Annotated in this window: 24 protein-coding genes; 1 reads left to right on the top strand and 23 read right to left on the bottom strand. The window is 35.9% G+C overall.

The features are described from left to right. Positions 1–28: 28 nt before the first annotated feature. From C8E03_RS13395 to C8E03_RS13495, 22 genes are all read right to left on the bottom strand, one after another. The gene (locus tag C8E03_RS13395) at positions 29–412 is read right to left on the bottom strand and encodes a hypothetical protein (protein WP_094379111.1); all 384 of its coding nucleotides are present in this window, start codon (positions 410–412) and stop codon (positions 29–31) included. 73 nt (positions 413–485) lie between these two features. Further along, positions 486–1,115 (bottom strand): DUF4340 domain-containing protein, encoded by a 630-nt coding sequence (locus C8E03_RS13400; protein WP_110291261.1) that lies wholly within the window; start codon positions 1,113–1,115, stop codon positions 486–488. Then, entirely contained in the window at positions 1,115–2,578 is a 1,464-nt protein-coding gene (locus tag C8E03_RS13405; protein WP_094379107.1) for a GldG family protein, read from the bottom strand. The genes C8E03_RS13400 and C8E03_RS13405 overlap by 1 nt, the downstream gene beginning before the upstream one ends. 12 nt (positions 2,579–2,590) lie before the next feature. Then, a complete protein-coding gene (locus tag C8E03_RS13410) occupies positions 2,591–3,454 on the bottom strand; it encodes an ABC transporter permease (RefSeq protein ID WP_094379105.1) in 864 nt (287 codons plus the stop codon). Then, positions 3,438–4,463 (bottom strand): ABC transporter ATP-binding protein, encoded by a 1,026-nt coding sequence (locus tag C8E03_RS13415; protein ID WP_110291262.1) that lies wholly within the window; start codon positions 4,461–4,463, stop codon positions 3,438–3,440. Before C8E03_RS13415 ends, C8E03_RS13410 begins: the two co-directional genes overlap by 17 nt. A 210-nt stretch (positions 4,464–4,673) precedes the next feature. Then, positions 4,674–6,635: a fructose-1,6-bisphosphatase gene (locus tag C8E03_RS13420; protein WP_094379101.1), complete on the bottom strand. Its 1,962-nt coding sequence runs from the start codon at positions 6,633–6,635 to the stop codon at positions 4,674–4,676. A gap of 246 nt (positions 6,636–6,881) precedes the next feature. Continuing rightward, positions 6,882–8,153 carry a phosphoribosylamine--glycine ligase gene (gene purD, locus C8E03_RS13425; protein ID WP_110291263.1) on the bottom strand — a complete coding sequence of 424 codons (1,272 nt, stop codon included), beginning with the start codon at positions 8,151–8,153 and terminating at the stop codon, positions 6,882–6,884. 11 nt (positions 8,154–8,164) lie between these two features. Next, positions 8,165–8,791, bottom strand: coding sequence for a phosphoribosylglycinamide formyltransferase (gene purN / locus C8E03_RS13430; protein ID WP_094379097.1), 627 nt, complete (start codon positions 8,789–8,791; stop codon positions 8,165–8,167). Then, positions 8,785–9,810 carry a phosphoribosylformylglycinamidine cyclo-ligase gene (gene purM / locus C8E03_RS13435; RefSeq protein WP_110291264.1) on the bottom strand — a complete coding sequence of 342 codons (1,026 nt, stop codon included), beginning with the start codon at positions 9,808–9,810 and terminating at the stop codon, positions 8,785–8,787. The genes purN and purM overlap by 7 nt, the downstream gene beginning before the upstream one ends. Before the next feature lie 39 nt (positions 9,811–9,849). Next, complete coding sequence (gene purE / locus C8E03_RS13440; RefSeq protein WP_094379093.1) at positions 9,850–10,365, bottom strand: 5-(carboxyamino)imidazole ribonucleotide mutase; 516 nt, start codon at positions 10,363–10,365, stop codon at positions 9,850–9,852. A gap of 22 nt (positions 10,366–10,387) precedes the next feature. Next, the gene (gene purK / locus C8E03_RS13445) at positions 10,388–11,515 is read right to left on the bottom strand and encodes a 5-(carboxyamino)imidazole ribonucleotide synthase (protein WP_094379091.1); all 1,128 of its coding nucleotides are present in this window, start codon (positions 11,513–11,515) and stop codon (positions 10,388–10,390) included. Between the two features lie 315 nt (positions 11,516–11,830). Further along, positions 11,831–13,906, bottom strand: coding sequence for an aminopeptidase (locus C8E03_RS13450; RefSeq protein ID WP_181899238.1), 2,076 nt, complete (start codon positions 13,904–13,906; stop codon positions 11,831–11,833). 43 nt (positions 13,907–13,949) lie between these two features. Beyond that, entirely contained in the window at positions 13,950–14,276 is a 327-nt protein-coding gene (locus C8E03_RS13455; RefSeq protein ID WP_094379089.1) for a DUF6142 family protein, read from the bottom strand. After that, complete coding sequence (locus C8E03_RS13460) at positions 14,273–14,737, bottom strand: VanZ family protein (RefSeq protein WP_110291265.1); 465 nt, start codon at positions 14,735–14,737, stop codon at positions 14,273–14,275. The genes C8E03_RS13455 and C8E03_RS13460 overlap by 4 nt, the downstream gene beginning before the upstream one ends. A gap of 157 nt (positions 14,738–14,894) precedes the next feature. Further along, positions 14,895–15,047, bottom strand: coding sequence for a hypothetical protein (locus C8E03_RS21995; RefSeq protein WP_170122997.1), 153 nt, complete (start codon positions 15,045–15,047; stop codon positions 14,895–14,897). Between the two features lie 17 nt (positions 15,048–15,064). Continuing rightward, complete coding sequence (pyrE, locus tag C8E03_RS13465; protein ID WP_094379086.1) at positions 15,065–15,739, bottom strand: orotate phosphoribosyltransferase; 675 nt, start codon at positions 15,737–15,739, stop codon at positions 15,065–15,067. A gap of 60 nt (positions 15,740–15,799) precedes the next feature. After that, the gene (locus C8E03_RS13470; RefSeq protein WP_094379084.1) at positions 15,800–16,702 is read right to left on the bottom strand and encodes a dihydroorotate dehydrogenase; all 903 of its coding nucleotides are present in this window, start codon (positions 16,700–16,702) and stop codon (positions 15,800–15,802) included. Further along, entirely contained in the window at positions 16,702–17,469 is a 768-nt protein-coding gene (locus tag C8E03_RS13475) for a dihydroorotate dehydrogenase electron transfer subunit (RefSeq protein WP_094379082.1), read from the bottom strand. Before C8E03_RS13475 ends, C8E03_RS13470 begins: the two co-directional genes overlap by 1 nt. A gap of 57 nt (positions 17,470–17,526) precedes the next feature. Next, a complete protein-coding gene (gene pyrF, locus C8E03_RS13480) occupies positions 17,527–18,450 on the bottom strand; it encodes an orotidine-5'-phosphate decarboxylase (protein WP_110291266.1) in 924 nt (307 codons plus the stop codon). A gap of 69 nt (positions 18,451–18,519) precedes the next feature. Beyond that, positions 18,520–19,803: a dihydroorotase gene (locus C8E03_RS13485; protein ID WP_110291267.1), complete on the bottom strand. Its 1,284-nt coding sequence runs from the start codon at positions 19,801–19,803 to the stop codon at positions 18,520–18,522. 138 nt (positions 19,804–19,941) lie between these two features. Continuing rightward, the gene (locus C8E03_RS13490; RefSeq protein ID WP_170122998.1) at positions 19,942–20,742 is read right to left on the bottom strand and encodes an ABC transporter permease subunit; all 801 of its coding nucleotides are present in this window, start codon (positions 20,740–20,742) and stop codon (positions 19,942–19,944) included. After that, the gene (locus C8E03_RS13495; RefSeq protein ID WP_110291268.1) at positions 20,720–21,649 is read right to left on the bottom strand and encodes an ABC transporter ATP-binding protein; all 930 of its coding nucleotides are present in this window, start codon (positions 21,647–21,649) and stop codon (positions 20,720–20,722) included. The genes C8E03_RS13490 and C8E03_RS13495 overlap by 23 nt, the downstream gene beginning before the upstream one ends. 291 nt (positions 21,650–21,940) lie before the next feature. Here C8E03_RS13495 and C8E03_RS13500 point away from each other — a divergent pair, with 291 nt between their 5' ends. Next, on the top strand, positions 21,941–23,614 hold the full coding sequence (locus C8E03_RS13500; protein WP_242993540.1) for a S8 family peptidase: 1,674 nt from the start codon (positions 21,941–21,943) through the stop codon (positions 23,612–23,614). 88 nt (positions 23,615–23,702) lie between these two features. Here C8E03_RS13500 and C8E03_RS13505 read toward each other — a convergent pair whose 3' ends face one another. Continuing rightward, positions 23,703–26,120 carry a ribonucleoside triphosphate reductase gene (locus tag C8E03_RS13505; protein WP_110291269.1) on the bottom strand — a complete coding sequence of 806 codons (2,418 nt, stop codon included), beginning with the start codon at positions 26,118–26,120 and terminating at the stop codon, positions 23,703–23,705. Positions 26,121–26,267 lie beyond the last annotated feature (147 nt).

A 26,267-nucleotide genomic window follows, 5' to 3' on the forward strand; every position in this document is an offset into this window, starting at 1 on the left:
AAACCACTCTCTTTATACAAGCTTATTTTTACTTACCATTTGTAGTAGTAGTGTTTGTAGTGGTATCTGCCGTTTTAGTGTCATCAGTCACTTTATCCTCTACCTTATCAACTGCCTCATTTACAACACCTTCTTTATTTGTTGTATTGTCGGTTGTTGTTGTATTGTCGGTTGTTGTTGCAGTGTTATCTGTAGTAGTTGTACCGGTATTTCCGTCCGCTTTGTTTGTATCGGTTGATTTGTTAGTATCAGTTGTTGTATCAGTTGTTGTATCAGTTGCTTTTTTTGTTCCACTTTCTGTTGTAGTAGTATTTGTTTCGTCTGTGGTCGTTTTATCCTTGGTACATGCTGCTAAACAGGAAATAGATAATACTACTAATGCTCCAACACAAAATTTTTTAAACTTTTTCATAATAGTGTTCTCCTTTACATTTAGAATTTCACTATTAATATGCACAAAAAGTTTTTACTTTATACATTTTAATTTATTCTTGTGTTGTTGTCTCTGTAGAATCAGTTGCATCTGTTACATTGTCATCACTTGCTTCATCCGTACTTTCCTCTTGCGTTTTTATTAAATCATCGAGAGAATAAGAAAACTCAGTTGGGAAAGTACTAATCAAATATATAGTATTTTTATCTTCCAGCTTAATATAATAACCATTGACCGTTTCATTTAAGCTTCCAATATCATAACTGGTTGTATTTCCATCTGTATCCGTTACCTTTATAATATTGTCTGGATGATCTAATCCATATTGCGATAAATCAGAAGCAGATTCTTCTACTAATCTACTGGCTGTAACATTTTGAAAATTTTGTGCCAAATTGCTTACTTTATCTTGATCAAGCTCCTTAGTCGGATCATTTGAGCTATACCATATATCATTTTCTTTATAAAATCCATAATCTATTCCATCATAAGTATAAGAAAATGCTGCAACAGCTTCTGGATCTATAGAATTAATAGAAATAGACTCTGCATTTTCACTATCGAGTGATTCTTTTTCTTGAGTATTCTTATTCACTTTCTCTACTGCAATGTATGCAACAAGAACAGAAACAAGAATAATAATCATGGTGATTAGCTTTATCATTTTACTTTTTTTTGTCATTATTTCTTTCTCCTTCTAAACCATACTATAATTCCCGTTATTACTACAGCAAGAGGAAGTAATATCATAATAATCGTGGTCCAGAAATTGATTTGAGCTGCTGTTAGCACAAGCTTTTGGCTGTCAATGCTTTTTGAATGAATGCTGATACTGCTTTCGTGCTCACATAAATAGCCAAGTGCGTTAATAATAAAATCATGATTACCACCTGATACAGTTTTATTTGCTCCATCATCTAATAAATAGTCTGACCCGGTTAAAATAATTTTACTCTCTGTATTTTCGTCAATTGTATTGGTTATCACAACAGACAAATCAAATGGTCCTTCTGTATCTCCGGATTCCTTTTCTGTCGTAGCAGTATTTTGTGTTAATAATTTGCCATAAGCGGAATCAGTTGTACTAAGCAGACTTGTAATAGTAATGGTGTCCGGCTTCGTATCTAGTTGCTTAATTCCCATTGCATAAGGAAGAAGTATCTTTTCCTTTGCGGAAATAAGTGGAGATGTTATTTCATGACTGTTAATTTCAGGGACAAGATAATGATTATATGGCATTGCATAATAATTTGCATCTGCTTCAAATACTACCTCAGCCGTTTTAGAAACTCCGTAACTTGCTAATAAAGCATTGAAATTTGTCAATTCATCTTCTGTATAGCCAGAAACAATAAACGCATTTCCTCCGGAATTTAAATAATCCGCTATTTTCGTTGATTCCTCTTCTGAAATATCTTTTAACGGAGAATAAATCAATAAGCAGCCACAGTCCTCAGGCACCGCTTCACTTGTTACAAGGCTCACGGACTGCACTGTAATATTTTGTTTCGTAATTTCTTGCTGTAAGCTATCTGATAATGTTTGCTCGTTATGGCCTTCCAATGTATAAATGATAGGCAGATTGTCTGAAGTTACAAAATCAATTGCACTTGTAAGCTGACCTTCTCCATCAAATTCTGTTGTGGATTCATAGGTTGTATAATCGGTTGTAGTTTGAAAAATATCACTGTAATCGACAACCTTGGATCGCTTTGCGCTCTCAACAATTAGACTGTTTTCATTTAAGCCGTCCGATGTGTAGCCTGATACAAAATTTGGATACAATACCGGATCCTTATAAACAACTGATATATTGGAGGATAAAGCTTTATATTTATCAAGCAATTCCGTTATGGTTTTATCCTCACTGCCATCTTGTGCAATCAGATAAATTGTAATTTCATCTTTCAAATTACCTAAAATATTCTTAGTTTCATCTGATATCGTAAAGAGCTTGGTATCACTTAAATCAAATTTGGTATAGGTAGATGGCAAATGTGATACTGCTAAATTAACAATAACTACAATGGCAATCATCAGTGCCGATATCACCATACTGTAGGAACCATTTTTTAAACTCTTTTTATTTATGAATTTAGGCGTCATATCTGCCTTTTTATTTTTAAATTTTTCACTAATTTTCATTTTGCCCCTCCTTTAACTCCAACGTCTTTTTTGTAATGACTGTACTGATAAGAATATAAACAATACAATTATCGATAGATAATATACAATTCCAGTGACGTCAAATATCCCGTTAACGAAGTTTTCAAATTTGGTTGCCAAATCAATTACATTTAGTATTTTTGCAATAGCACCTTCAAAAAGAGTTGATTTAAATAAATACAACGCTATCGTCATTGCTTCTAATACAGCAGCCGTTCCACTGGCAAACGCATAATTTTTTGTCATAACATAGGCTATGACTGCAAGAATAATAATTAAGATTGTAAAGCAGATGAAAGAGGTAAATGCTGTACCTGAAATAAACTGTGACAATCCTGTTATCATATAACTGACAAGCAATGCTCCAAAACTTAATACTGCTGCAATAACCTGACTTTCTGTTAAGGAAGAAATAAACATTCCGACAGCCAAATAGGCAGCACCGAGTAAAAAATAACCCAAAATTGTAGTGTAGGTCATTGAAAAAGATACCGTTCCAAACATTGACAATAACAAAGGATAAAAACAAAACAGGATGACAGGTATTGAAAATATGGTAAGAATCGCAAAATATTTACCTAATATAATATCCATCACCTTAACCGGTGCGGTTAATAAAATCTGATCTGTTTTCTGTCTTTTTTCCTCAGCCAATAATCTCATCGTAAGAATTGGAACTACAATTAAGAATGCAAATATTGAAGATGATAATGCATATCCAAAATGAGAATAGCCATATGTTAAATTATAAGCAGTAAAATAAATTCCAACCAAAAACATAATAAATGCTATAAAAATATAGCCTGTCATAGAGGTTAAATATGCTCTTAACTCTCTCTTATAAACTGCGCTCATCTTCCTTCTCCTCCTCATTTTCCATTTTCTCAAAAGATTTCTTTTCTAATTCTATCTGGTTTTCTTTCACCTCTTTGTCCTCTCCGGTAAGCTCTAAGAACACATCCTCTAATGACATGTTAGATACTTTCATAGCTAAAATTGGGCATTTAGCTTCTGCCATCGCATAGAATATATCTTCTCTAATATCCGATTGTGAAGCTATTTTCATTGTAATATCAACCGCTCGTTCTTCAATTGAATTATGAATTTCAAACTCTTGTATCGCATCTATTCCATTTAATATAGTCTCAAGCTTTTTCTTATCGCCTCTTACTGTAAGCTCCAAAGAATTCGAGCCTGCCATCAGCTTACTTAAATTTTTAGGGGTATCACTTGCAACTAGCTTTCCCTTAGATATAATCATAACATAATCACAAACTGCACTTACTTCAGACAAGATATGTGAACTTAAGATAACGGTATGTTTTTTACTCAGACTCTTGATTAAATCTCTGATTTCAATTATCTGCTTCGGATCAAGTCCTACCGTTGGTTCATCTAAAATGATTACTTCTGGATAACCTAAAATTGCTTGAGCCAGACCTACTCTTTGTTTATAACCTTTAGACAAATTTCTGATTAACCTGTTACTTACATCTGTTATTTTTGTAAGCTTCATCACTTCATCAATCATTTTGTCTCTTTCTTTTTTATCTATTTTCTTAAGCTCAGCCGCAAACTTAAGATATTCGTACGGAGTCATATCTACATAAAGTGGCGGTATTTCCGGTAAATAGCCAATTGACTTCTTAGCTAACTCGGGCTCCTCAAAAATATTGTGGCCATTAATAATAACTTCACCATCCGATGCAGCTATGTAGCCTGTAATGATGTTCATTGTAGTTGATTTACCAGCTCCATTTGGTCCTAAAAAGCCATATATCTGACCTTTTTCCACTTTAAAACTTAAATTGTCAACTGCAACATTACTACCATACCTTTTTACAAGGTTTTTCACTTCTATCAATGCTTGTTCCCTCCTAAAATATAGTATAATTTTTTTCGCACTTGTAAGCATTTCACATCGGATGCTTTATATTCTTTCTCCAGAATATAAAAGACACCTTTTATTACTCATTTAGTAGAATAGTAATAAAATGTGTCTTTTGTGAAATATTTCTGTGTATTTTTTATGAACTTGCTCGACTCATTTTTACAAATGCTTCCATTAAATCAATCAAGTCTCTTTTTCAATCAGTACACCCATGCGATATGCCTTTAATAGTGCCTCTAATTCCTTAATCTTTTCCATCAAATCTTTTCCAATATCTGTATCACCTACGCACCGCCTGTAACTAAAACTTTCCACGATTGTGGTGTCTGAATGGATATCTTTTTCGTTTACAATAGCATCTTCCGCTGATTCAAAGGGTTCGTGAGATACTAATCTTAGTCCTACTGAATTAGAGATTAATGTATAACCTGCAATCCCTGTTTTAGCTTGATAGGCCTTTGAAAAGCCCCCATCAATAATAAGAAGTTTGCCATTGCATTTGATTGGATTCTCTCCCTTTTTTTGCTCTACAGGCATATGTCCGTTGATAATATGTCCAATTGAACTGTCCACACCAAACTCCTCTAGAATACGATTTACTACAGTCTCGTCTTCAATTAAAACATAGTAATGGTTTTTTTTCTCACAATGTATCTTCTTATCACTTAGAAAATATCTCTCAAAAGTAGCCATCTTTGTTTTTCCGAACACCGGTGAATTTTCATTAGACCAAATATACCACATGATATCCTGCCCTTTTAATCTCTCCTCCTTGTCATCCAGTGAGTAATAGCCTTTTCTTGCATAATTGTCCAAGAAATCATACCATGCCTTGCCATAGTACTGCTTTCCAAAAAGAGTTACCTTTTTAAAGCTGCCATCCTCATTTAGTGGCACACAGCCATGATAAAGCAAATTAGAATTGTATACCTTATACAAACTACCCTTTGCAAATAAAAATCGCACATGTTTTTGAAGCTTTTCACACTTCTTAAAGGCAGATTTTAAACGCTCCATTACCTGTTCTTCTTCTTCAGTCAGCTTATAAGGATCCTTTGGATCAATGGTTGGAAAATTTGTATCAAGTAGAGAATATTCTTTCTTATCAATTATAATTTTATTTGTCTCAAAATCAATTTTGTCAAGAAGAAGTCTGTTTTCCATAGCAAAATCCGGCCTTCTCTTAATTAATTGCCCTTCGAGTTTGAATTGAATAACAGCGATTGCCTTGTGCATTTTGTTATCAATCTCTAGCTCCTTATCACTATAATCCTCTGAAGTATTATTAATATAAAAGCATTCACATTTATCATCCTTGTAGATATTCATGGCAAAGGTCGCAAGCGGAATTAGATTGATTCCGTAGCCTTCCTCCAACATATCCAGATGACCATATTTTGCCGATATTCTGACCACATTGGCAATGCATGCCAAATGCCCGGAAGCAGCCCCCATCCACACTACATCATGGTTTCCCCATTGAATGTCTACAGAATGATAGTCTATAAGTGTGTCCATAATAATATGTGGTCCCGGTCCCCGATCAAAAATATCTCCTATTATATGTAAATGGTCAATTACAAGCCTTTGTATAAGCTTGCTCAAAGCAATAATAAAATCTTTGGCTCTCCCGATTCTGATGATGGTATTAATGATTTCGTTATAATACCCTTCCTTATCGAGTACTTCTGCCTTTTCTGTAATTAATTCTTCGATAATGTACGCAAAATCTTTCGGCAATGCTTTTCTTACCTTAGAGCGTGTATATTTCGAAGCCACTCGTTTACTGATTTGAATCAGTCTATGTAAGGTAATCTTATACCAGTCTTCAATATTATCTTCTTCCTTTAGTACAATCTCAATCTTTTGCTCCGGATAATAGATTAAGGTTGCAAGCATCTTCTTATCTCTGCTGCTCAGTGTATTGCCAAAAGCATCGTTAATCTTTCGAATCACTGAACCGGAACCGTTTTTAAGCACATGCAAAAACTGCTCATCAGCTCCATGTATATCACTAAGAAAATGCTCTGTTCCTTTTGGTAAATTCAAAATAGACTGCAAGTTAATGATTTCCGTTGAAGCTGCTGCTATTGTCGGATATTGATTTGCAATACTTTTTAAATATTTAAGCTCAAGATCGTTCATCCTATGCCTCCGTTAGTACTTGTTTGTTTACTTAATATACTTTATCATAAAAATACAGTTAATTAAACCATATTTCGTTGTTAATTAAATAACTTTTAAAAATTATTAAGAATTATTTAAGAATTAATCTGGCTTTACCACATACTATTAAACTGTTTCATTCAGCCATTGATGATCTTAGCAAAACAAAACCACAAGATACACTCATTACGAGATTTCTTGTGGTTTCTTCAATATGCTATTTACTTATGCTTCATCTATTGCTTTTCCAATATCACTTCGGTAATATTTATTTGAAAAATCAATCCATTCCGCAGCCTTGTATGCATTGGCTCTTGCTTCCTTTAGATTCGCACCTTTTGCCGTTACACCAAGTACGCGTCCGCCGTTCGTTACGATTCCAGTATCCGTCTTCTTGGTACCAGCATGGAATGCATAAAAACCATCTTTACCCTTAAAGTTTTCAAAGCCTGATATACCTAACCCTTTTTCATATTGCAATGGATATCCTTCTGAGGCTAATACAACACAAACGGCGGCATTATCTTCAAACTGTAAATCAATTTGATTCAAATTTCCATCGATACATGCTTCAAATACCTCTACAATATCATTTTTCATTCTTGGAAGTACCACCTGTGCCTCCGGATCTCCAAAGCGTGCGTTATACTCTAGCACCTTTGGACCTTTTTCTGTCAGCATCAGACCAAAGAAGATGATTCCCTTGAATTCTCTGCCTTCTGCAAGCATTGCATCTACTGTTGCCTGATAGACGTATTGATTACAAAACTCCTCAACTTCCTTAGTATAAAATGGGCTTGGTGAAAAGGTTCCCATACCTCCTGTATTAAGACCTTGATCCCCATCTTTGGCTCTTTTATGGTCTTGAGCTGATGTCATATTCTTGATAGTCTTGCCATCTACAAAGGATAGAACAGATACCTCTCGCCCTATCATAAATTCTTCAATTACGATTGTATTACCGGAATCTCCAAACTGCTTATCAAGCATAATGGATTTCACACCTTCTTTGGCTTCCTCTAGGCTATTACATATTAATACTCCCTTACCAAGCGCTAAACCATCTGCTTTTACTACAATTGGAAATTCGACTTTTTCTAAATAAGCAATTGCATCATCTGGATTATCAAATTTTTCATAAGCGGCTGTTGGGATGTTATATTTTTTCATTAAATCCTTTGAAAATGCTTTTGAACCTTCCAGAATGGCTGCATTTTTTCTTGGTCCAAATACCCGGAGTCCGGCTGCCTCAAAGGAATCTACAATTCCTGCCACCAAAGGATCATCTGGGCCAACAATCGTCAAATCAATTTCTTTTTCTTTTGCAAACGCTACCAGCTTGTCGAATTCCAAAACTCCAATATTAACACATTCTGCATATTCTTCCATACCTGCATTTCCCGGTGCACAATAAATTTTGTTTACTTTATGACTCTGTGCTACTTTCCATGCGATTACATGCTCTCTGCCACCGCTGCCTACGATTAATACTTTCATTGTTCCCTCCATTATTCCAATATAACAGTCTTACCGTCGATTACCTTAATTTTTTTATTGGCTATCAGATTAATTGCCTTTGGCATAATTACCCACTCTGCCTCCTCCATGACTCTTTGTTGAAGAATCTTTGGTGTATCATCTTGTTTCACTTCTACTGCTTTTTGAAGGATGATAGGACCTGTATCTGTTCCTGCATCTACAAAATGTACGGTAGCTCCTGTCAGCTTTACCCCTCTTTCCAGGACACCTTCATGAACCTTAAGCCCATAATAGCCGGTTCCGCAAAAGGATGGGATCAGGGATGGATGAATGTTGATAATCCGATTCGCATATTTTTCTATAATCTGCTTAGACAATACAACTAAAAAGCCTGCCAAAACAATTAAATCTACTTCATAACGCTCAATTGTCTTAAGTAATTCCTCATTAAAAAGCTCTCTTGATGCAAAATCCTTTGGCGATATGCATTTTGCAGGAATATGATATTGGCTTGCCCGCTCCAAAGCATAGGCATTCTTGTTATTGCTAATGACTACTTTAATTTGCGTATTAGTTATTTCACTTTTGTCAATTCCATCTATAATTGCCTGAAGATTGGTTCCTCCGCCTGATACAAGCACTGCTACATTTAGCATAATGTAACTCCCTTTTCACCATCCTCAATATGGCCGATAATTACAGCTTCTTCTCCTGCCGCCTTGATTGCAGCCAAAGCTTTGTTCACATCATCTGTATTTACTGCCAATACCATACCAATACCCATGTTGTAAGTGTTATACATCATTTCTTCTGATATTTCACCCTTATTAGCAAGCATTTTAAAGATAGCAGGGATCTCATAGCTTTTCTTTTCTATGACTGCTCGTTTTCCATCTGGCAGCATTCTTGGTACATTCTCATAAAAACCTCCGCCAGTAATATGACTGCAAGCCTTTATCTTAACATTGGCATTTCTAACATCTCTTAATGCCTTTACATATATTTTCGTTGGAGCAAGAAGCGCCTCCCCAAGCGTTGAGTTAAGCTCCTCATAATAGGTGTTTAAGGACTCTTTCGTCATATCAAATACTTTTCTTACAAGTGAAAAACCATTACTGTGGACTCCTGATGACTTGATACCAATTAACACATCAGATACCTCTAACTCTTTACCGGTAATTAAATCCTTTTCATCCACTACACCTACCGCAAATCCTGCAAGGTCATACTCTTCCTCTGGATAAAATCCCGGCATCTCCGCCGTTTCTCCTCCAATCAGTGCTGCATTTGACTGCGCACATCCCTCAGCCACACCGCTAACGATAGTTGCAATCTTCTCCGGCACATTTTTGCCACATGCCACATAATCCAAGAAAAATAATGGCTCACCACCTGCACAGGCAATGTCATTTACACACATAGCAACGCAATCAATACCAATGGTATCATGCTTGTCTAAAATAAATGCGAGCTTTAATTTTGTACCTACTCCATCTGTACCTGAAACAAGAGTAGGTTTTTCCATATTCTTAAAGGCTTCCATTGAAAAAGCGCCTGAAAATCCTCCTATGTTAGTAAGAACCTCCGGACGCATTGTTTTTTTGATATGCTCCTTCATAAGTTCCACTGATTTGTATCCTGCTTCAATATCAACGCCTGCTTTTTTGTAATCCATTCTTATTCCTCCTAGATTGCACTTTCTTATCACTCTTCTTTACATTTGTTCTAAATATGCCTTATATTTGATCTCCTCAAGCTTTAAGGATTTTTCCTCAACCATTACCTCTAAGCTCTTTGCATATGCCTCTATTCTTCCTGCTAACTCCTCATCACTGATTGCAACAATTTTAGCTGCCAGCAGCCCTGCATTTAATGCTCCATTGATTGCTACTGTCGCAACAGGTATCCCCGGGGGCATCTGTACGATAGAATAGAGAGAATCAACGCCACCCAATGCTTTTGTTTGAACCGGTACCCCGATAACCGGCAGGGTGGTCATAGCGGCCGTCATCCCTGGAAGATGTGCAGCACCTCCTGCACCCGCTATAATTACCTTAATCCCCTTTTCCTTTGCTGTTTTTGCATAATGATACAGCTTATCCGGGGTTCGGTGTGCCGAGACAATACTAAGTTCATAAGATAGTTTCAAATCGTCAAGTATCTCGGCTGCCTTTGCCATAACTGGCAAGTCCGAGTCACTTCCCATTATAATTGCGATAACTGGTTTCATGCTTATACCTCCTTGGTGCACTTTAATAGCTTAATTTATCATAAGCTCCTCTTACCTGAGCCAAAGCTTCCTCTATGGTATCTGCCGTAGCCGTTATATGTCCCATTTTTCTGCCTTTCGAGACAGTTTCCTTGCCATAGATATGAAGCTTTACATTGGGAAACTGATAAGCCTCCTCCAATCCTTTCCATTCAACCTTACCGCTCTTATCACCGATAATGTTTTTCATGGCAGTAGGTCGAATTAATCCCGGGTTTCCAAGAGGAACACCTAAAATTGCACGAATATGTTGCTCATATTGCGAAGTATAGCAGCCTTCTATCGTATAATGTCCAGAATTGTGTGGTCTTGGTGCCAATTCATTAACAAGAATTCTGCCCTCTTTTGTAACAAAAAGCTCAATACAAAGCATTCCATATGCGTCAAAAGCTTCTACACAAGCCTTAGCCACCAAAAAGGCTTCCTGATTGGAAGCTTCACTGATATTTGCCGGTACTGTAGTCTCATCAAGGATACTGTTCTTATGCACATTTTCAGCTACCGGAAAAACCTGAATCTCCCCATTAATGCTTCTGCACGCTAGAATGGATACTTCTTTTTCAAATAGAATCCATTCCTCTACCATAAGAGGAATTTTTCCAGCTCCAAGTGCTTCATAGGCCTTTTCTTCATCACCGGCCTGTGATATCACAGCATTTCCTTTTCCGTCATATCCTCCAGTGCAAGTCTTTAGTATCATAGGATAACCAAATCTCTCATGCGCCTTTAAAAGTTCCTCTAAACTGTTTATCTTTTCATAATCCGCAACCGGTATATGATGCTTACTGAGCCAGTTATTCTGGTCATATTTATTCTGTATATGAGAAAGTGTCTTACTGGTGGGGTACACATGATATTTCATTTCCTCTAATTCCTGCAATGCCTTTAGGCTGATATGTTCAAATTCATAAGTTACGACATCTGTTTTGCTTGCCAAAAGCTTAATTGCCTCTATATCTTCAAATCCGGCAACAATATGCTCATCAGCAATGCTATGTGCCGGGCAATTCTTGGTTGGATCTAGGATAACAAAATAATAATCCAGCCTTTTTGCATCCAAAATCATCATCTTACCCAGCTGGCCGCCGCCTATGATACCAATTCTTTTCATGACCTTCTCCTTAAATCTTTCGATTCCTTTTTCTTATAAGTTAAATTGCTAAATATAGCTTTATTTATAAGTAATTTTACTAGGTCTTTTAGAAGTAGTCAACCTATATTTCTCATTTTCTATCCTTTTGTCTATTAGATTTTCTAATCAATATTAATTGATTTTTCGTAACATTCAGTATATTCAGTAACTTCCTAGTTAACGCTATGCGATGCACACAAAATGCAATAATATTACATTTTGCCGCTACAAAGCTCGGAATTTTGCTTTGCAAAACGCCTTGCGCATTATTGTACTGTAATATTACAATCTTTCTTACCTCTCAAAAGGTTTGTTAAGCTCCTCTGTGCCAGAAAGCACAAAGCGAGAATCCTTAATAATGGTAATTCTCTCACCACTTTCAGCTACGACGGTAATTTCTCCAAGCTCCTCATAAGGAATTGTAATGTCTGTATGGCAATTAAAGTATGCCTTACTTACATCCTCTTTTCTCATAATTGAAATTTCATTGTCCTTTGCCACAATTTCCTTCTTATCCGGATTGTATATCTTATTATCCTCGGACCAGCTATAACACGTATCACCAACAGCAAAATGAGGCCCCATCTTTTCAGCAATCAAAATTGGAAGCTTATCTGCAATATCATATTTCTTTGCTACCATATAGGCAGTCGTATTGGTTCCAATTGCAAATTCTCCAATTGGCAACGTTTCATGATTAAACAGAATATTTTCTTTGATAAATTTCCTATTTTCTTCTTCCTTTTCAAAGTTTTTGCAAGTGTAATTTTTAATTTTTCCATCTTGAAATTCAATTTCCAAATCAATATATTTCAGTTCATTTAAATAAACCTGACTCACATGCAAAATTCCATTTGTTCCCGCTAAGACTGGTGATGTGAATACTTCACCAACAGGAATATTAACGTCAGCAACACAATTTTCAAAATTGGTTTCTTTCTCTGGGTTTTTAAGTGGATTGAAGCAAACGGTTAAATCTGTTCTATTTTCGTTTCTTCCTTTAATTACAACATGACTTCCTTTGTCTAACGCATCAATGATATTTTGCTGAATTCTTTCATATAATTTATAATCCAATGTATTAATTTTGACAATTTCGTCAAAAATTTCTTCGTACTTTTCACCAATTTCCGGAACAGGATATGCAATTATAGTAAAACTTCTTTCTTCGCCCTTAATATACTGGTTTACAATTTGTCCTGCCTCCATATCAAATTCAACAGCTAATTTCTGTTGTTTGTCAGAGAGCTTTAGACACTCCTTTTTACTAATTGGACTAAATGGATGTTCTCCGAATATTTCCATTACGGCTGGTCCTGCAAATTTGGAAGCCTCCTTTTTATACTTCTCATAAGCTACTTTAAGAACACCAAGCTTTCTTTCCATAAATGCCTTATCCAAGTAGATGGCATTATCTGCTCTATGGTCATATTCATATTGCTTATTCGCGATCGCACCAAAAAATCCTTGTTTATAATGCTGTTTTTTATTTATGCTACTCACTGCTGCCCGATAAATAGATGTTCTCAGTCCCATTTTTTCAAACTGTTCTATTGCTTTTTTAACAATTCTTTCAAATCCAAGAGTATATCGAATATTGACAATTTCTTTCTTTGATAAATCTTTATTTCCCAAAATAAAGCCCATACGATATCCTTCTGTATAGGTCGCAGCCATGGCTTCTATCTGCTTTTCAGACATCTCATTCAAATGCTTTGCTGTGTCCAGCTCATTACCTGTAATAAATTCACCAAACCGATATAAATACCTTAAGTCAGTCAAGTCCTCATTCATAATAATATCGGCAGCAAAGGATAAATTTGTATCCAATAATTCTCTCACCCGATATTCAACTGTCATATCCGCATAATCACTTACAAACCAATACAAAATGTTTCTGATTTTTTCGCTGTTTAACTCTTCTGCCTCTTCAAATGCATTATAAATCTCAATAAACAGCTCATTATGAATTGTGATTTCTGTTAATCGAAGCTCATATGCATATACAATCATTCCTCTGATTTCCGTATATAAAAAGCTTAAGTATTTACCATATTCTTCTCCAAGAGTCTTAACCGCATAGCTTGGATTTGCATAACTGTGTTCATAATTATCACCAACAATATCTGCATAAAGTGAAGCATTTAAATCTTTCAGTTTTTCAATTGGCTGATCTTCCAATTCATCACGCATTAACTTTCTGGCTAATTGCTCAATCTGCATAATAAACTCTGCTGTTTTATGAAAATAATCCAAATATGGCTCAGTTATATTTTTCTCGCTCATCATTGTTTCAATACGCCCCATAGAAAGGTCATATCGTTCCATGACGGATTCGTTTTCTACTTTAAATAATTCTCTGTAATTCATATTTACCTCTCCTTTTATTTACTGTCAATATAATACCTAGTCTTTAAAGATACCATGTTCCAATTAAATAAATTGCTGCCCATAGTGCAATCATGATTGCATTAAATATGGAACCGATTTTAGAAAATAAATAATAGCGTTCTCTTTCCTTAAAACTGGTTAATCCCTTTGCTAGTCCAACAACAGCTATGACAAATGCTGTTAATCCTAGTGAACCTATATAAACCCCCGCTTCTCCCTTAAAAAAATAAGAAACAATAACTAAGGCTATCATCAATAAAAAAGAAATAGCCCCAAGTATTGTAGATATTATGCCGTTAATAGCATGACTTTTATTCGAAAATTTTATTCTTCTCTTTCCTCGATTCACTTTTTTATCCACTTTCTTATTAATCTATCTGCAATATGATAAAATACAAAGCCAAGCATTCCACCACATGTATTCAATACCATATCATCCACATCAAAGCTACCTACCTTCAATAATAGCTGCATTACTTCAATCACAAGACTAAGCTCAAAGCTTATTAAAGTAACAAGTGCAAATTTTCTGCATCGTGTACTTAGGATTGGCAGCATACAGCCAAACGGAATAAAGCATATAATATTACCAATAATATTAGTAAATACAGCCATGATTCCCAACTCTTTTCGGTACACAATAAACCTCTTAATTTCCTTGAACAAAACTAAGTTATAACAATATTCCCTGTCACTTATCGTGCGCCCCATACTTTCGGCAAAAAATAAAAAGTAAAACAATAAAATAATATATATAATAAAAAGCAAAATACCAAACTTTTCTAATTTATTTGCTTCTTTCTTTTTCAAAGTAACTTCCTCTTTTCTATCCCATTTTTATCCTCACCAGCTCACTTTTTTTAGGTTTTAACACTTTATCACATTACTTTGTAATACTTATCTTTCTAAAGCGAAAATAGTGCCTCAAAATATAACTATTTTAAGACACTTCTAATTCCTAATCTTATTAAAATATAATTCCTGATTTGTTCTTATGAAGTCTCGCACCACCTACAATAAGTAAAACACCCGAAACAATTCCAAGTATCAAAACAACAATTCCTACCGCGATGTTTAAAGCACCAACCCGACTCATTGATTTATATGCCTTTTCACACATATTAGTCACCTCCTAAACTATTTTACGCCATATTGTTCATAGTATGCATCAATTGCTTTTTTCAAATTATCATCAATAATTATTTTTCCATTATAAGGCTTATTGTATAAATGTTCCACTACTTCTTGCATTGTAACGATAGCAGTTGTAGTAAAACCATAGTTTTCTTCAATTTCGTCTAATGCACTTTTTTGCCCTTGCCCTCTTTCCATTCTGTCAACAGACACAACAAGCCCTAATACATTGACATCTCCTTGTGCCTTGATAATAGGCAGCGTTTCCTGAATTGACGTTCCTGCTGTAGTTACATCCTCAATAATTATTACTTTATCTCCATCACTAATCGGACTTCCAAGTAAAATTCCTGTGTCACCGTGGTCTTTCGTTTCCTTACGGTTCGAGCAATATTTAATGTCTCTGTCATATGTTTCACTGATTGCCATCGTTGTGGCAACAGTTAACGGAATGCCTTTGTAGGCTGGTCCAAATAAAACGTCAAAATCTACACCAAATTTATCATAAATTGCCTGTGCATAATAGCCACCAAGCTTTCTAAGCTGTGCCCCCGTTCTATAAAAACCTGTATTGACAAAAAATGGGGTTTTTCTTCCACTTTTTGTAACAAAATCTCCAAATTTTAGTACTTTGCAATCCACCATAAATTCGATAAACTCTTTTTTATATTCGTTCATTTACTCTAAGCCCTTTCTATTCTTATATTCAATCTGACTTGAATCTGTTTTGATTGCATTTTATTTTACAGCGCCAATCAATTCCTGTATATTTGCAACCTGATACCGGTTCATATAAGCTTTTATACCTTCTATTACGTCAAGGGTAGCTGTTGGATTTGTAAAATTAGCTGTTCCTACAGAAACTGCACTGGCACCTGCCAGAATAAATTCTATTGCATCCTCTGCACTTACAATTCCGCCCATTCCAATAATAGGAAGCTTAACTGCCTGCGCCACCTGATATACCATTCTTACCGCTACTGGCTTAACTGCGGGACCGGAAAGCCCTCCTGTCTTATTTGCCAGTGCAAAACTTCTTCTATGAATATCTATCTTCATTCCTGTTAAGGTATTAATTAGAGAAAGCACATCCGCGCCTCCTGCTTCGGCTGCCTTGGCCGTCTCTGTAATATCTGTTACATTGGGACTTAGCTTCATGATAATTGGCTGCTTTGCATATTTTTTCACTTCTTTTGTAATCGCTTCCACAGAGCATGGATTTTGTCCGAAAGCAATTCCCCCTTCCTTAACATTGGGACAGGATATATTAATTTCCAACATATCAACCGGCTCATTTGCCAATCTTTCCACTACTTCACAGTAATCCTGAGTTGTTTTTCCACATACATTTACTATGATTTTAGTATCATATTTCTTAAGAAATGGTAAATCTCTTTTTATAAATACATCTATTCCGGGATTTTGAAGCCCAATTGCATTAATCATCCCACCACAGGTTTCTGCAATCCGAGGCGTTTCGTTTCCTGACCAGGGAATATTAGCAACCCCCTTTGTAACAACTGCCCCAAGCTTACTAAGGTCAACAAACTCGCTGTATTCTTCTCCAGATCCAAAGGTACCAGATGCAGTCATAACCGGATTATTTAATTCTATGCCTGCTAAACATACTTTCATATTCATTAGAACTCTACCTCCCCTGCTAAAAAGACAGGACCGTCCTTACAAATTCTCTTGTTTTTTACATTTGTATGCTCGTCCTTATCCTTAGACTTACAAACACATGCCAGACAAGCGCCGATTCCACATGCCATTTTTTCTTCTAGAGAAACCCACGCTTCGATTTCATTCTCAATTGCGAAAGCTTTTACTGCTCTTAGCATCGGAGTTGGTCCGCAAGCATAAATTACTTCTGCCTTTATGCCATTGGCTTTTATTGCATCCATAACATTTCCTCTTGTCCCAACACTTCCATCTTCCGTCGCAACATAAAATTTTCCATTCAGCTTTAATTCTTCTTGCAAAAATATTTCATCCTTGTATCCTGCTACAATCTGTTTCTCACAATCTAATTCTTTGGCAAGCTCAAGCATAGGTGGTATTCCGATACCGCCTCCTATCAACAATGCCTTTTTTTTACTTATAGGAAAACCATTTCCTAAAGGTCCCATAATTCTAAGCGTATTTCCTGATTTATATTTTGAGAATTCCTCTGTTCCTTTTCCAGCTACTCGGTAGACTACTCTTAAAGCATTATTTTCTTTATCTGTTTCACAAATGCTAATCGGTCTTGGAAGCATTCTGCTTCCTTCGTTACAATATATAGATATAAATTGTCCCGGTCTGACATCACTTGCAATTTGCTCTGTTTTAAGCCACATACTGTATATGCCGTTTGCAATTTGCTCCTGCTTTATAATTATGCTTTCCTCATGAAATTTATCTGACATGTCATTTACTCCTTATTTGGTAACTATTCAGCACCCTTATCATTACCATATTAATCCCTATTTCCCGATGGCTTCGTTAATGTCCTTTATCATATCCAGTACAGCCTGTCTTGATGCATCTGCAAACGAAGCCTCACCGAATTGAGCATACGCTTCCTGCTTATAAGCCGCAATAATTCCTCTAGATGAATTAATAATTGCACCTAATCCATCCTCATTAAAATAAGGGAGCAAATCAGAAGCCTTTCCACCCTGTGCTCCATAGCCAGGTACAAGAATAAATGATTTCGGCATTACCTTACGAAGTACCTTACCCATTTCAGGATAGGTGGCACCTACAACCGCTCCGATGTAGCTATAGGAATCCCCCATACAATCTGCTCCCCACTCCGCTACCTTTTCGCCTACATATTCATATAACGGTTTTCCGTCAATGAATCGATCCTGAAATTCTCCACTTGATTGATTTGATGTTTTTACAAGAATAAACAACCCCTTTTTTTCAGATTTGCAAACATCAATAAATGGCTTGATTCCATCTGTACCAAGATATGGATTTACTGTTACAAAATCTTCATCAAATCCACGACAGGTCTTTGACCCAATCGTAACTTTTCCAAGATGCCCAATTGCATATGCCTCTGATGTAGAGCCTATATCACCTCTTTTGATATCACCTATTACAACAAGATCCTTTTGCTTACAGTAATCTATTGTCTTCTTAAAAGCCTTAAGTCCCTCAATGCCAAATTGTTCATACATAGCAATTTGTGGCTTTACTGCCGGTATCAAATCATAAACTGCATCCACAATTTCCTTATTGTATTGCCAAATGGCCTCTGCTGCTCCTTCTAAAGTTTCTCCGTATTCATCAAACGCCCTCTTTTGAATCTGCTTCGGAATATAGTTAAGCATTGGATCTAAGCCTACAACAATTGGTGCATTAGTTTTTTGAATCTTGGTTATCAATTTGTTAATCATGTTTACTCCTTCTGCCTTGGGCATTTATCTTATTCATTTCATATTATCTTAATTCTTATTTACTGACAATTATTTATGTCTATAAACAACTTCTCCATCTACAATTGTTGCCATAATCTGTCCTCGTAATTTCTTTCCTGCAAATGGTGTATTTTTACCCAAAGATGCAAACTCCTCAGTATCTACTGTCCATTCCCTATCTGGATTTAGAATCGTAATATCCGCTGTCTTACCGACTTCTAATGTTCCTTTATCTAATCCGATTACTTTAGCTGGATTAAAGCTTAATTTTTCTGCCATCTGCATCGGCGTTAAATAGCCTTTCTCCACCAACTCGGTTATTGTTAAAGCTGCCGCTGTCTCAAGACCGACAATACCAAAAGGCGCATCTTTCATAGATAAAGCTTTCTCACTTTTATGATGTGGTGCATGATCCGTAGCAATTACATCCATAATATTATTCTTAAGTCCAAGCTTCAATGCCTCCACATCTTCTTTCGTTCTCAGAGGTGGATTCATCTTATAGTTCGTATCTCCTTCCACAATATCATCCTCAGTCAATGAAAAATGGTGAGGGCACACCTCTGCTGTAACAAGAATTCCTTTCTTTTTTGCTTCCTCTACCATTAATACGCTATCTTTCGTTGAACAATGGCACAAATGAAGCTTTACTTTAGTTTCCTTAGCAAGCATAATATCTCTGGCTACAATAATGTCCTCAACCAAATTGCTAATCCCATCTACTCGCAATTCCTCTGATTTTTTTCCTTTATTCAAAACGCCTGCCCCCACTAAATTCTTATCCTCACAGTGAGCAAGCACGGGTATGTCTAATTCTTTCGCAAGACTCATAGCCTCTTCATACAGCCTTACATTCATTACAGATTTACCGTCTTCACTGATAGCAACCGCACCGGCTTTCACCATACCTTCGATATCAGCAAGCTCTTCACCCATTTGAGATACGGTAACAGCACCTACCTGACACACATGTACCGCTGCCACCTGCTCTGACTTATTAAGCACAAATCGAAGACGATCCACATTATCAATCACCGGCTTTGTATTAGGCATAGCGCAAATAGTAGTAAAGCCCCCTCGCGCAGCTGCTCTTGCACCAGTTGCAATAGTTTCTTTATGCTCTAGTCCTGGTTCTCGCAAATGTACATGTAAATCAATAAATCCGGGCATGACAAAACAACCCTTCGCATCAATTACGTTAAGCTCTTTTTCACATTCTTTAATTTGAGTTTCTTTCTTAACAATTCTGCCATTTTCAACGAGTAAGTCCATTATCTCATCTTGTTTACATCCAGGGTCAATCACTCTACCATTTTTAATTAATAGCTTCATTCTCCATTCCTTTCACGAACACTCATCACTAATTATCATTATAACTTATTGTACCATACTCCTTTTCGTGCCACAATAAAAAAGTATGCCAAGCAATAATTAGTAAATTAGCCCCTCAACTATATTTTGGAAAGTAATCTAAATTGGCATATCCTTTTTTATAAACCGTATGGCACCAAGAGAATAGAGTAAAGCTGCCAGAAACAACATCATCAGATTATAAAACAATACATTTCCCTCTCCTGATATAATGTAATCTGCCGGAAACAGTGTGTATATGGTAAAATATTTTAACTTATCCAAACTATCCCCCATGCCAGATAGCATCTGAATTAAGTAAAAAGCGAGTGGCAAGCCTGCACCAATTGCCAGATAGTTCTTTTCTTCATTGAAAAAGCAGGCAGAAAAAAATGAAATTCCACTTATTGTGAAATGAAGAAGCAGAGTACTAATATTCAAATTAATATACTTAGCAACATCAAGCTCACCTTGAAACAATATTTCTGCTGATAGATATCCAGCCATAGCAGTTGCACTAATTAATATGACAATACTGATTAATATTGCAAGCATCTGAGTGATTATAATTTTCTTTCTTGAATTAGGAGTAGCCAAAATACAAGCAATTGAACCATTATCTACATATTTCATTACACATTGATTTACAAGCATTAGTTCGAATATCATAGGTATGATCAGCATTAAGAATCCATAGAGATACGTATTCATAAATGCAATTAAACTGTTTGTTTCCCCCTCCATTCCAAATGCAGACATAAGTTCTGGCATCATTTGCTGATACTGTAATAACATTTCAGAAAATTCAGGATCAAACATCCAAATAATTACAACGCTGTACATAACTAAGATTACCCAAAATATGAACATTAGTTTTATAGACTTTTTCATATCTACCTTAAACAGTGCCCTTGCGATCATGCTGGTCACCTCCTGCCTGATTTTCTTCACCATAAAAGTGCATAAATATTTCTTCAATTGTTTCTATTTTGATATCTAAGTTTTTTATCTCGTAATGTGCCAACGAATGAATGAAAGGATTTATATCTCCTTGTATTGCCACCGTTATCTGTTTATCCTTTTGATCTATAATATCAAAGCCTTCTCGTAGAAATTGATTGGCTTGCTCTATTGATTGAAACGTAATAATATAGGATTTCTTTTTTCTTTTATTTAAGGATTTCATATCTTCAATCGCAACTAATCTGCCTTTTCTAATAATAGCCGTTCTGTCACAGGTACGTTCAATTTCTTCAAATATATGGGAAGAAATAAAAATTGTTTTTCCTTTTTTCTTTTCCTCTAATATTAAATCAATGAACTTATTTTGCATTAATGGATCAAGTCCACTGGTTGGCTCATCCAGTATAATAACATCGGGTTCTCCCATAAAGGCACAGATGATAGCTACCTTTTGTTTCATACCCTTTGACATTTTCTTGATTTTGCCACTTGAGTTAAGCTCAAAGTGCTGCATTAATTCATGCATTTTGCTTTTATCCTTAATCCCTTTCATATCCGCAATAAAATCCAACATTTGCTTACCTGTCAGCCCATCAATAAATGAAATTTCGCCTGCCAGGTAACCTAAACGCGCCTGTATTTTGTCTGCTTCCAGATAGCAATCCATACCCATTATCTTACAACTTCCGCCATCTGGCCTGATAAATCCCATTAAATTTCTAATTGTTGTTGATTTCCCTGCTCCATTTGGACCCAAAAAGCCAAACACTTCTCCCTGCTTCACGATTAGATTTGTATTAAATATTCCTCTGCCATCACCATAATCTTTTGTAAGATTCAAAATTTCAATTACAGACTGCTCCATCTAATCCACTTCCTCCTGTTTTCTATTTTTAATATCCCTAATCTCTCATTGAGCTTTTGCAAATTCTCTTTGTCTGAATGCTCAACTATTACTTTCATAATCACCATCCCAAGCTTTTGTTAAATTAAATTTACACTTATTCCATAACAATTGCAATATTAGAATCCTTAAAAGATTATTTTAGACCTGCAAAATGCTTTTACATCACTTTGACTTTGCATAACTAATCAATCATACTCATATGATATAAAAATATATTTGATATTAGCACAATATAGGGAGGGGTAAGCCTTGGCAAACGAAATAGTCAGCGAGGATTATATCGACCTGATAATAGATAATGAATCACTACCATTATTTGATGATGCAAGCTTTACCTATATTACTTTTGTAAACTCTGTTGTACATCTCCCCAAGAGCAGTATAAATAAATGTAGTTTAGGCAAATATCCCTTTTCTATATTTCCTACTCTATATACATTAGAATCTACGATTAGTTTAGAAAAATCCGGAATACAGCAAATTCAATTGAATCCAAATTTCAATTTGTATGGTCACGGAGTTTTAATAGGAATTGTCGATACTGGTATTGATTATCAACATGAAGCTTTTCTCGGAAGAGACGGCACTACTAAAATTGTATCCATTTGGGATCAAACAATTAACAATGGTGCTTCTCCTCCGGAAGGCTTTCCCTTTGGAACTGAATACAAGAAAGAGCAAATTGATGCCGCCTTAAAGAGTCCTGATCCGCTATCTATTGTACCCTCTAAGGATGAAATCGGTCACGGAACCATGCTGGCAGGAATTATTGCCGGAACCCCAAAGGTATCTGCTGACTTTAGTGGTGTCGTTCCAGATGCGGAGATTGTAGTAACTAAGTTAAAGCCTGCTAAATTAATTAATAAGCAAATCTTATCTGTAGCTGCCGACAAGTTATGCTATGAAGAATCTGACATCATATTTGGTATAAACTATCTGATGTCTGTAGCCAAATCACTCAACCGCCCTTTGGCCATTTGTATTGCAATGGGAACCAATCAAAGCGGTCATGACGGTTATGGAACATTTAGCCGTTTTTTGAATTATGCCACTCGTCTGTCTAATACCAGCGTGTCAATATCTGCCGGTAACGAAGGTAATACCAAAAGACATTACTTTGGAACAACCAAAACTACAAACGAAGTCACTGAGTTTGAGGTAAATGTTGGGAAAGATGACAAGGAATTTTTTATTGACTTATGGCAAGAGGTTCCATATCGGGTAACTATTGATATCCGTTCTCCTACAGGGGAATATATCGCTCCCATTTATCCATCACTCAATGAATGCATAGAGCTTAATTTTATTTTTGAGCCAACAAAGCTTTGGGTTAATAATTTGATTTTTGATGTTGAGTCAGGAGATCAATTAATTTTTCTTCGCTTTGAAAATGCCCAGGAGGGTGTTTGGAAATTTGGTATCCGAAATATTGAAAATATATCATCAAACTTTCACGTATGGCTTCCCTCTGGTGATTTAATTACAAATGAAACTTATTTCTTAAATTCTAATCCTGATACTACGATTACTTCACCCGCTAATGCACCCGATCCTACTGCGGTTACTGCTTATGACCCCGTGACAGAAGGCATTGCAATATTTTCCAGCCGCGGTTATACAAGAGTTGGGCTAGTAAAACCGGATATGGCTGCTCCCGGTGTAAATCTCACCTGCCCTACCCTTAATAATAGTTATGGCTCAGTATCGGGAACGGGTGCTGCAGCCGCACATACTACTGGAATCATGGCAATGGTATTCGAATGGGCAATTGTAGAAGATAACTTTACTCCCATTAATGGCTTTATTATTAAAGAGCTGCTCATACGAGGTGCCAAAAGATATCCTAACCAAACATACCCCAATAATGTATGGGGCTATGGTAAAATAGATGTTTATGGTCTGTTTAAAATGCTAATCGTATGATTTCATAGAAAGTAATTTCTATTCTTTTCTTATAACTAAAAAGATTCTCTCTTATTATTAGAGGGAATCTTTTTAGTTCATTCATTATTTAATTGCTGTTCTTATTTTCTACATACTTTTTGATATTAGATGCATTTACGTATTTCTCAATCTCACCATCCTTTATTACAATTAAGGTTGGTGCCTGCATAACTCCGTATTTTCTTGCCAAAGAAGCATTCTCTTCCGCATCAATTAGCTGATATTCTTTATCTGATAAATATTCTTTGGCTATCTTACAATTCGGACATGTCTTTGTAGTAAATAAATATTTTACTCCCTGCTTAGCTGAAGTAATAGTAACCTCATCATTTGAAATGGTAACATAGCTTTTGTTGGATTCTTCATTATCTTCACTGCTGCAGGCTGTTTCTTTTAATACGCATTCTTTTCCAGCCTGATTGACATTATAATTCGTTCTATTTTGATATTCTTGAATTTTACCTTCATTCCAATTTTGTACTGGCCTGTAATATCCCGTAATACGACTGTATACCTCAGCCACCTTACCGCAAGTCGGACAGTTATAATGCTCTCCGCTTATGTAGCCATGCTCCTTGCATACTGAATAAGTTGGTGAAATGGTATAATATGGAAGTTTATAATTCTCTGCTATGGTTCTTACTAATTTTGCAGCTGACTGCCAATCCGGAAGCTTCTCGCCAAGGAAAGAGTGAAATACAGTTCCAGAAGTATACAGTGTCTGTAACTCGTCTTGAATATCCAAGGCTTCAAAAATATCCGCTGTATAATCAACTGGTAAATGTGAACTGTTTGTATAATAGGGTGTATCACCTTCATGACCTGCTGTGATAATATCAGGATAACGCTTCTTATCATGTTTTGCCAAACGATAAGTCGTAGACTCTGCTGGTGTTGCCTCAAGATTATACAAATCTCCATATTTTTCCTGATAATCTGATAAGCGATCTCTCATATGATTTAACACGGCTTTTGTAAACTCCTGCGTTTCTTTGCTTGTCAAATCCTTACGAAGCCAAGCTGCATTTAATCCTACCTCATTCATACCGATTAATCCAATTGTTGAAAAATGATTATCAAAGTTCTCCAGATAACGTTTCGTATAAGGATATAAACCTTCTTTAAATAATTTGGTAACAACATCTCTCTTAATTTTTAAAGAACGTGCTGAAATATCCATCATTCTATTAAGTTTTTGATAAAAATCCTCTTTATTTTTAGATAAATAGGCAATTCGTGGCATATTAATTGTTACAACACCAATGGAGCCCGTGCTTTCACCTGAGCCAAAAAATCCACCTGTTTTCTTTCTAAGTTCTCTTAAATCCAGTCTCAGCCGGCAGCACATACTTCTTACGTCGCTTGGCTGCATATCACTGTTAATATAATTTGAGAAATATGGTGTGCCATATTTAGCGGTCATTTCAAATAATAATTTATTATTCTCTTCTTCCGACCAGTCAAAATCTTTTGTAATGGAATAAGTTGGAATTGGATATTGGAACCCTCTTCCATTTGCATCGCCTTCAATCATTGTCTCAATAAAGGCCTTATTTATCATATCCATTTCTTTTTTACAATCTTTGTATTTAAAATCCATGTCCTTTCCGCTAACGATAGCAGGAAGCTCTGCTAAATCATCCGGCACGGTCCAGTCTAAGGTAATATTTGAAAATGGTGCCTGTGTTCCCCATCTGCTTGGTGTATTCACTCCGTAAATAAAAGACTGGATACACTGTTTTACATCATAATAGCTTAAGTTATCCACTTTCACAAACGGTGCCAAATAGGTATCAAAAGAGGAGAAAGCCTGTGCTCCTGCCCATTCATTCTGCATAATTCCAAGAAAGTTTACCATTTGGTTACAAAGTGTTGACAAATGACTTGCCGGTGACGAGGTAATCTTACCTGTAATGCCTCCCAGTCCCTCACGTATCAGTTGCTTTAATGACCATCCTGCACAGTAACCTGTCAGCATGGACAAATCATGTAAATGTATATCTGCATTTCTATGTGCATTTGCAATTTCTTCATCGTATATTTCCGATAACCAATAATTAGCTGTTACAGCTCCTGAATTACTCAGTATCAGTCCTCCAACAGAATAAGTAACTGTAGAATTTTCTTTTACTCTCCAGTCCTCAATCTTAACATAGCTGTTTACAATATCCTTATAATCTAAAATGGTCGACTTCATATTACGTATTTTTTCTCTTTGTTTGCGGTACAAAATATATGCTTTCGCAACATCTGTATATCCAGCCTGCTCTAAAATAGTCTCAACGCTGTCTTGTATATCCTCTACATGTACATGTGTTTCTGACACCTTTTTTTGAAAATCAGCTGTCACTCTTAAGGAAAGTAAATCAATGATATCCTCATTATATTGCTTTTGTGTTGCATCAAATGCCTTTGAAATAGCTTCCGTTATCTTACTAAGATTAAAATCTGCTATTTCACCATCTCTTTTTACTACTTGAAACATTTCTTTCTCCCTCCTTGAATATACAAACACGATTCAAATAATCCGTTACCAAAAATTGTAGCAAATTAAAGATAGAGAGTCAATAAAAAACACTACATATTGTGTTTTTTGTTAATATTACACAATATGTAGTGCTTTTGAACTAAG

This window comes from Lachnotalea glycerini (assembly GCF_003201285.1).
GTDB classification, from domain to species: Bacteria; Bacillota; Clostridia; order Lachnospirales; family Lachnospiraceae; genus Lachnotalea; species Lachnotalea glycerini.

What these genes read in the sequence shown, in the direction of transcription:
- pyrE (WP_094379086.1), bottom strand. Translation starts at nt 15,739, where the DNA reads ATGAACGAATATAAAAAAGAGTTTATCGAATTTATGGTGGATTGCAAA.
- C8E03_RS21995 (WP_170122997.1), bottom strand. Translation starts at nt 15,047, where the DNA reads ATGTGTGAAAAGGCATATAAATCAATGAGTCGGGTTGGTGCTTTAAAC.
- purK (WP_094379091.1), bottom strand. Translation starts at nt 11,515, where the DNA reads ATGAAAAGAATTGGTATCATAGGCGGCGGCCAGCTGGGTAAGATGATG.
- purM (WP_110291264.1), bottom strand. Translation starts at nt 9,810, where the DNA reads ATGGATTACAAAAAAGCAGGCGTTGATATTGAAGCAGGATACAAATCA.
- purN (WP_094379097.1), bottom strand. Translation starts at nt 8,791, where the DNA reads ATGCTAAATGTAGCAGTGCTTGTATCAGGCGGAGGAACCAATCTTCAG.
- C8E03_RS13475 (WP_094379082.1), bottom strand. Translation starts at nt 17,469, where the DNA reads ATGTCAGATAAATTTCATGAGGAAAGCATAATTATAAAGCAGGAGCAA.
- C8E03_RS13400 (WP_110291261.1), bottom strand. Translation starts at nt 1,115, where the DNA reads ATGACAAAAAAAAGTAAAATGATAAAGCTAATCACCATGATTATTATT.
- C8E03_RS13450 (WP_181899238.1), bottom strand. Translation starts at nt 13,906, where the DNA reads ATGAATTACAGAGAATTATTTAAAGTAGAAAACGAATCCGTCATGGAA.
- C8E03_RS13490 (WP_170122998.1), bottom strand. Translation starts at nt 20,742, where the DNA reads ATGATCGCAAGGGCACTGTTTAAGGTAGATATGAAAAAGTCTATAAAA.
- C8E03_RS13470 (WP_094379084.1), bottom strand. Translation starts at nt 16,702, where the DNA reads ATGAATATGAAAGTATGTTTAGCAGGCATAGAATTAAATAATCCGGTT.
- C8E03_RS13485 (WP_110291267.1), bottom strand. Translation starts at nt 19,803, where the DNA reads ATGAAGCTATTAATTAAAAATGGTAGAGTGATTGACCCTGGATGTAAA.
- C8E03_RS13505 (WP_110291269.1), bottom strand. Translation starts at nt 26,120, where the DNA reads ATGTTTCAAGTAGTAAAAAGAGATGGTGAAATAGCAGATTTTAATCTT.
- C8E03_RS13410 (WP_094379105.1), bottom strand. Translation starts at nt 3,454, where the DNA reads ATGAGCGCAGTTTATAAGAGAGAGTTAAGAGCATATTTAACCTCTATG.
- purE (WP_094379093.1), bottom strand. Translation starts at nt 10,365, where the DNA reads ATGAAACCAGTTATCGCAATTATAATGGGAAGTGACTCGGACTTGCCA.
- C8E03_RS13420 (WP_094379101.1), bottom strand. Translation starts at nt 6,635, where the DNA reads ATGAACGATCTTGAGCTTAAATATTTAAAAAGTATTGCAAATCAATAT.
- C8E03_RS13495 (WP_110291268.1), bottom strand. Translation starts at nt 21,649, where the DNA reads ATGGAGCAGTCTGTAATTGAAATTTTGAATCTTACAAAAGATTATGGT.
- purD (WP_110291263.1), bottom strand. Translation starts at nt 8,153, where the DNA reads ATGAAAGTATTAATCGTAGGCAGCGGTGGCAGAGAGCATGTAATCGCA.
- C8E03_RS13395 (WP_094379111.1), bottom strand. Translation starts at nt 412, where the DNA reads ATGAAAAAGTTTAAAAAATTTTGTGTTGGAGCATTAGTAGTATTATCT.
- pyrF (WP_110291266.1), bottom strand. Translation starts at nt 18,450, where the DNA reads ATGATTAACAAATTGATAACCAAGATTCAAAAAACTAATGCACCAATT.
- C8E03_RS13405 (WP_094379107.1), bottom strand. Translation starts at nt 2,578, where the DNA reads ATGAAAATTAGTGAAAAATTTAAAAATAAAAAGGCAGATATGACGCCT.